This window comes from Anaerolinea thermolimosa (assembly GCF_001050195.2).
In the GTDB taxonomy this organism is placed as follows: Bacteria; Chloroflexota; Anaerolineae; order Anaerolineales; family Anaerolineaceae; genus Anaerolinea; species Anaerolinea thermolimosa.
This window is the reverse complement of record NZ_DF967965.1, coordinates 3,231,122-3,238,033: the sequence shown is the minus strand read 5'-3', so window position 1 is coordinate 3,238,033 and position 6,912 is coordinate 3,231,122. Positions and strand designations below refer to the sequence as shown.

The following is a 6,912-nucleotide window of genomic DNA, read 5'->3' as shown; positions in this document are numbered from 1 at the left end:
GGTTTGGGGTTATGGGGAGGGTTGATTCCTCCTCTGTACGCTTTTCCTCTTGAGGCTCGGACGATCCTCGATGAGGTTCCTTTGCTTGCGAAGCATTCCCGGTTTTATGTGTTGTGTATGACATGGTTCCTTCTTTGGGAGGGCAAGATGATCTAATAGCCAAACCAGGGAATGGGGATTCCTGGAAGATGTCTGGATTATTAGATTTTTTATATCTTATAAGTATACTTTATTTTGGATATAAATCCAACCACTCATGCGAGGAATCACCCATCTTTTAGATGGCGTCTCCCTCGCATGGGTGGTTGAAAGGCTATGAAAAAGACCCGGGGGTTAAAAACCGCGCAATTCGGTGCTTGAGCGGGGTTGCAGACCGGGCGCCGGGAGGCGGCGGAGCACCACATATTCCAGCCCGTGGGCTTCACAGTAGGCGCGCTTTTCGGGCTTGTCGCCGTCCTCATTAACCAGGTAGATATCGGGCTTCAGACGTTCGATCTCCGGCTCGGCATCTAGCCAGCCCCAGCCTGAGGTGATCAGGGCCTGATGGACGTAGCGGATGGAACCAACCATGTAGCGGCGCAATTCCTGCGGGAAGAGGGGATGTCCTTCGCCTTTCAGATTGCGCACGTTGGCATCGTTGCCGACGGCCACATACAGTTCGCCGTAGGCCGAAGCCTCTTCAAAGAAGCGCACATGGCCGGAGTGCAACCAGTCGTAACAGCCCGTGACGATCACTTTCTTGCGGCCAGGGCGGCGGGTGGTATCCATTTCGGGCGCGGGAGGAAAGCCCTCCAGCTGGCTTTCAGGAAGGACGTGGAGGGGCACACCGTGCCGGGCGCTCCAGGCGCGTTTTTCGGGGTGATCTTCTTTCTCGGTGATGGCCCAGGCCAGAGGGCGTTCACCCTCAGGCCAGGGCGGGGTGTGAGGTGAAGCCGCCTGTTCGAGCAGGATGACCTGATCTACATAGCGGATGGCCCGCAGGTAATACAGGCGTTCGGCCTGCGGGAAGAGCGGAGGCCGGCCGGTGAATGATTCAACGAGCGCATCGGAATAGAGCCATACCTGAATCGGCCCGAGATGAGAGGCTTCTTCGAGGAACCGCACCTCGCGTGCATGTAAATTATCGAAACTGCCAGTCACACAGATCATAACTCTATCCCCGAAAGTGAAATCAGGCCGGTGGCGAAGGCCTTACCGTGCCGGGGTGCATTATAAACCAAAGGAGGCTGCGCAGGGCCTCTCTTCCTGGCCTCACCGGCGGATGCGCACCTGGAAGGCGCCCGGCACGGGGTCTTCGGAGACTACCAGCAGGTACCCGCCGCCGCATCCGGAATACATGGCGCCCGGGTAGCGCGCCTGGTAACAGGCCAGCAGGGCTGACAGGTCCATGGAGATGGTCGGGTGCCGCACGGTGGCGGGAAGCAGGGCTTCCCAGCAGCGCATGCACGCATTGAGTGAGGCTCCCAGGGCATTGAGGTCGCGCGCCAGAATGGCGGCGAAGCACTGCTGGCCGGTTTGACCGAGGCGTTCCACCCAGGCGGGTTCAAGGTTCATAATTTCCAGCGGATTGTAGCCGGGGGGGCGCTGCATTACGGGAAGAAAATGGATCACTTTTTCCAGCCAGGCGATCACCGTTTCGTCGCGGCAGGTCTCAATGTGAGCGGGGAAGACCCCACCCTCCACGGCGTAATCGTAATCCAGGCGGTTGATGCCGGGGTAGATCAGGCCGATCATGTCCTGAGAGCCAGATGGATCGGCTTTGCCTTCATTTTCGGCGGCGTAAAGCTGGCGCACCAGGGTGGCCGGGTCGCCCGGGGGGAGGCGGTCTCCCCAGAGGCGGCGGGCGACGTTGCGCGTGCCTGAGGCCATCCCGCTTCGCTCCATAAAATGAAAGTCGGGTTCCAGCCCCACTACCACCATCGAACCGGGCGGCGAGGGGTTATGCCGTGATATGTAAGGCTGGTCAATCCAGCCGCCTGCCAGGGCCATGCGGTAGGGGATGTGCCCGATGACGTCCTGAATGGCGGGATGGGGACGCGACTCAATCATGGACTACCTGTTTTCCGGCCTTGCGGCGCTGGTATTGTTCTTCAATCCAGCGGTAGGTTTTTTCCAGGCCTACCCGCAGGGGGGTATTGGGTTCCCAGTTGAGCACCGAGCGGATGAAGGTGTTATCGGAATTACGCCCGGCCACCCCCTTGGGGGCGTTTGGATCGTAGCGGCGGGCCAGTTTTACCCCACCAATTTCTTCAGCCAGGCTGACCAGTTGATTGATGGAGACCAGTTCGCTGGAGCCCAGGTTGATGGGGGTGGCGATGAGCTGATCGCAGTGCATGATCATATCGATGCCCACCAGGCAGTCGTCGATGTAGCAGAACGAGCGCGTCTGGTTGCCATCGCCCCAGATTTCGATCTCCAGGTTGCCGGTATCTTTGGCTTCGATGACCTTGCGGCAAATGGCCGCGGGGGCCTTCTCGCGCCCGCCAAACCAGGTGCCAAAGGGGCCGTAGATGTTATGGAAGCGGGCGATGTGAGTTTCAAGGCCGCGTTCGGCCCAGTATTCCTGGCAGAACATTTCAGACATCAATTTCTCCCAGCCATAACCGCGTTCGGCCATGGCAGGGTAGGCGTCGGACTCTTTGAGCGCGGTCACGTTAGGATCTTGCTGAAGCAGGGTGTTGTAGGCGCAGGCTGAGGAAGAAAAGAAGTAACGCTGAACACCCGCGCGGTAGGAGGCTTCGATCATGTGGGTGTTGATGAGGATGGACCGCAGGCATTCCACGCGGTGAGTCTCGATGAACCCCATGCCGCCCATATCAGCGGCCAGGTTGTAAACCTCGGCGGCGCCTTCAACGGCCCGGACGCAGTTTGAATACTCGCTGAGGTCCATGCACAGGCTTTCCACACCGTCAACGCGCTGATACCACTCCGGCAGAGGCTTGCGGTCGATGGCGCGGATGCGGGTGAAGCCCTGATCATGAAAATAGCGGGTGAGCGCGCCGGCAATGAAGCCGCCCGCCCCGGTGATGACGATCAGATCGTCTTTACGCAATACATCGGTAGCTGTCTTATTTTGTTGAAACATACGTTCTCCAGATCAAAAGGTTACAAATCTCGGTTGCACTCAATCCGCACAACCGGCATGAGCGATTCGTTCCGCTGGGGTAAAGCCACGTGCAGGCCGTCAGCATCCTGCCGCCAGGTGAGGGGCTCGCCCCCGGGAAGGAAGGTGAGGGACTGGATGGATGAGGCGTCGAAGCGGTCGGGGGTCAGAGAGCGGGCGAGCAGTTCTTCACCCGGCCAGACCAGTGCGATGACATACAGAACATTCCCTCGGCGGGTGAAGCGCAGGTCTGCGCCGGTGTAGGGAGGGCGTTTGGTATCGGTGAAGTGGCCTTCTTCCAGGCGGGTGGGGCCTTCACCGAAGAGACGCCAGGGACGGGTGCCGTAGATGGCCTCGCCGTGGGGCTTCAACCAGGCGCCGATCTCGCGGAGGATGCGCTGTTCGGGTTCGGGGATGGTGCCATCGGCGCGGGGGCCCAGGTTCAGCAACATGCAGCCGTTCTTGCTGACGATATCGACCAGGTCTTGCAGGATGTCGGAGGATTTTTTGTAATCCTGCGGCTCTACATACCCCCAGGAATTTTTCGAAACAGAGGTATCGGTCTGCCAGAAGTAAGGGCGAAGGTCGCTTAACTGTCCGCGTTCGATATCCCAGACGGCGGCTTCGCGGGGGAAGGTCTCGTTCTTGAAATTGATGGCCACCCCCTTGCCCCACTCGAGGGCGCGGTTGTAATAATAGGCGGCGAAGCGCTGTACATAGGGCTGGAAGACGATCTGCTCGATCCACCAGTCGAACCAGAAGACCTGCGGCTGGTAACGGTCGACCAGTTCGCAACAGCGTGCCAGCCAGTCTTCCAGGAACAGGGCGTGAGGGCGGGGGGTCCAGTCGCGGCTTTTCCAGACGCCAGAGCCCGGCTGGGGAGCAAGTCCATCGATGGGGGAAGCAGGGCCGTAGAAATCGGCGAAGGCAGGGTCGTTCACGTCAGAATCGAACGTGCGCCCGCCATTCATGAACCACCAGTGCTCGGCCCGGTGACTGGAGACACCCAGCACCAGCCCGCGGCGGCGTACTGCACCGGCCAGTTCACCCAGCACGTCGCGGCGCGGGCCCATCCGCGCGGCACACCAGCGGGAGAGAGAGGTGTCGTACATGGCAAAGCCATCGTGGTGTTCGGCCACCGGCACCACGTACTTTGCCCCGGCCTCTTCAAAAAGGCTGGCCCAGGCTTCAGCATCGAAATGCTCCGCTTTGAACAGGGGAATGAAATCCTTGTACCCGAAGCGGCTCTGCGGGCCATAGGTCTGGACGTGGTGCTCAAATTCGGGTGTGCCCGGCAGGTACATATTGCGCGGGTACCATTCGTTGCCGAAAGCCGGAACGCAGTAGGGCCCCCAGTGCAGGAAGATGCCAAATTTGGCATCCTGGTACCAGTCGGGGACGGTATAGGTGGAAAGTGATTCCCAGGTGGGTTGGAACGGCTGAGTCATGGGGTGGTTTCCTCCTCAAGATGAATGGGTCCGCTGGATTGGCGGATGATGATCTCGGCAGGCAGGATGATCTCGCGGCATTCTCCCGAAAGGCGGCCTTCCAGACGGTCGATGAGCATACGGGCGGCGCGCTGGCCCATTTCATACGCAGGTTGTGCCACCACGGTGAGGAAGGGGAAGGTTACCAGGGCAGGGGGCAGGTCATCGAAGCCCACCAGGGCCAGGTCTTCAGGAATACGTACATCCAACTCGCGGATTTTTTGCAGGGCGCCAATGGCGATGAAGTTGTTGGCGGCGAAAAGCGCCTGAGGGGGAGGCTGGTGGAGCAGGGCGCGCGTGGTCATTTCGGCACCGCTGGCCTGGGTGAAGTGGCCATAAAACACGAGGGCGTGCTCTTGCAGACCGGCCTCGGCCAGGGCACGGAGGTATCCTGCGGCGCGGTCTTCAGCGGTGGAGACCCCCTTCGGGCCGTTGAGCAAAGCGATGCGCTGGTAGCCAGAGCGAATAAGCCGGCGGGTAAGCGCGTAAGCGCCGCCTTCTGAGTCGCACCGCACCACATCCACCGGCTCATTTGCAACGCGCCGGTCAATCACCACCAGCGGCACGCCCTGAGCCAGGGCACTCTGAATGGCGCCGTGGCCGGAGCGCGCCGGGACGAGGAGGATGCCATCCACACGTTTCTGCAACAGCAGGTTAAGGTATTTTTGTTCCTCATCTTCGTTTTCGTCGGTGTTGCAGAAGATCACCGTATAACCGGCGTCACTGGCGGCATCTTCTACGCCGCGGGCCACGGTGGTAAAGAAGGGATTGGTGATATCGGTGAGGATGAGGGCGAGGGTGTTGGTGCGCCGCGAGCGCAGACTGCGCGCCAGGGTGTTGGGGACGTATCCCAGTTCTTCTACGGCGCGGAGCACGCGCTGGCGAACGTCCTGGCTGGCGTAACCGTTGTTGTTGATCACGCGCGAAGCGGTGATGGGGGCCACCCCGGCGCGGCGGGCAACATCCTGAATGGTGGGCATGAGCGGTTTTTCCTGTATGGTAACGATACCATGTGGTATCGTTACCATCATAAATCCAAACGCATTTCCTGTCAAGGAGGAGGTACGCTTTTTTACCGCGGAGAGGGAGCCGAGGGTGAGACCTTGAAGGAGGTGAAACCCGGCTGGGTAAGAAGCAGGTCGATGAAGGCCAGCATGTTTTCCAGCGGCACATCTCCTTCCACGGCGTGAGCCGGTGAAAAGATGTAGCCCCCTTTGCGGCCGACTTCAATCAGCTTCAACATCTCTCGGCGCACGTCGTCCACACTGCCGTAAGGCAGGGTGCGCTGGGTTGAAAGCCCGCCATGGAATACCAGTTTGCCGCGGTATTGTTCCAGCAGGGCGAACACGTCCATCACTTCAGGCTGGAAGGGGTTGAAGCAATTCAACCCCAGCTCGATCAGGTCGGGGAAAAGTTCATCCACATCGCCGCAGGAGTGAATGAAGACATACCTTCCCGCCTGACGCACGGCAGCGTACATGCGTTTAAGCGCCGGATAGATAAATTCTTTCCACAGGCGCGGGCCCATCTGCAATCCACGCTGGGCGCCCCAGTCGTCGCCAAAGTAAACCGCGTCGATGTCGTACCGAAGGGCTTCCTGTACCTGAGCCAGGTTGTACTCCACGATGTGACCGAGCAGATCATGGACAAACCGGGGATGATCGAGGAAGTCCATCATCAGGTTTTCCATACCGCGCAGCGTCCAGGCGCGTTCGTAGAGCGAGAAACCGATTTGAAACACGCGGAAGCGGTCACCGTAGCGGGCGATTTTCTCTGGAATATCGGCGAAGAAGCGTTCATCCAGCGGATCGGGGAAGGTGTATCCCTGCAGAGAAGGAGCTTTGAGGGGCGTTTCGACGACAATGCCGATGTCTTTGTCCACACTGCGATCCCACACCACGCCGAATACATCGCGGACGCGATTTTCACCAACCTCATCAAAGAATCCGATGGCGTTGCCCAGGTTGAGCAGGTGGTTGTGAAGGACGGGTTCAAGATCGTCAACGCCATAATGTTTGCGGAGTTTTTCTTCTGCTTCGAGGGTGAAGCTGAGCGACCAGGGGGTATACGGGGGTCGCTTGCCTTCCATCACCTGATGAATGATTTCTCGTTTGTTCATCGCGGACTCCAAAAGGATGTGGTGCGGATGAGGCGGAAGATTTGTGTTTGTCCCATATCTGGTTGGTTTTTGATTGCTTGCCACATATGGTGATAAAAAGTTGTAAATCAGGCAGATTTGCCCCCATATGTGGGGTTTCAAAAGTCGCCCACCATTTTTAGGACAGACACGAAGATTTTCAAAGGTTGATGAAGTGGAGTAAT

6 protein-coding genes are annotated in these 6,912 nt (G+C 58.9%); all 6 read right to left on the bottom strand.

From position 1 onward, the window contains the following. Positions 1-333 precede the first annotated feature (333 nt). The 6 genes from ATHL_RS14585 to ATHL_RS14560 all read right to left on the bottom strand — a co-directional run bounded on the left by ATHL_RS14585 (position 334) and on the right by ATHL_RS14560 (position 6,709). Positions 334-1,149, bottom strand: coding sequence for an adenylyltransferase/cytidyltransferase family protein (locus ATHL_RS14585; protein ID WP_062195415.1), 816 nt, complete (start codon positions 1,147-1,149; stop codon positions 334-336). 102 nt (positions 1,150-1,251) lie between these two features. After that, on the bottom strand, positions 1,252-2,049 hold the full coding sequence (locus tag ATHL_RS14580) for a hypothetical protein (RefSeq protein ID WP_062195413.1): 798 nt from the start codon (positions 2,047-2,049) through the stop codon (positions 1,252-1,254). Further along, complete coding sequence (locus ATHL_RS14575; protein ID WP_062195411.1) at positions 2,042-3,085, bottom strand: NAD-dependent epimerase/dehydratase family protein; 1,044 nt, start codon at positions 3,083-3,085, stop codon at positions 2,042-2,044. Before ATHL_RS14575 ends, ATHL_RS14580 begins: the two co-directional genes overlap by 8 nt. A 20-nt stretch (positions 3,086-3,105) precedes the next feature. Next, a complete protein-coding gene (locus ATHL_RS14570) occupies positions 3,106-4,551 on the bottom strand; it encodes an alpha-L-fucosidase (RefSeq protein ID WP_062195410.1) in 1,446 nt (481 codons plus the stop codon). Further along, positions 4,548-5,570, bottom strand: coding sequence for a LacI family DNA-binding transcriptional regulator (locus ATHL_RS14565; RefSeq protein WP_062195409.1), 1,023 nt, complete (start codon positions 5,568-5,570; stop codon positions 4,548-4,550). The genes ATHL_RS14570 and ATHL_RS14565 overlap by 4 nt, the downstream gene beginning before the upstream one ends. A gap of 92 nt (positions 5,571-5,662) precedes the next feature. Next, positions 5,663-6,709, bottom strand: a complete 1,047-nt coding sequence (locus ATHL_RS14560) for a uroporphyrinogen decarboxylase family protein (protein ID WP_062195408.1) — start codon at positions 6,707-6,709, stop codon at positions 5,663-5,665. Positions 6,710-6,912 lie beyond the last annotated feature (203 nt).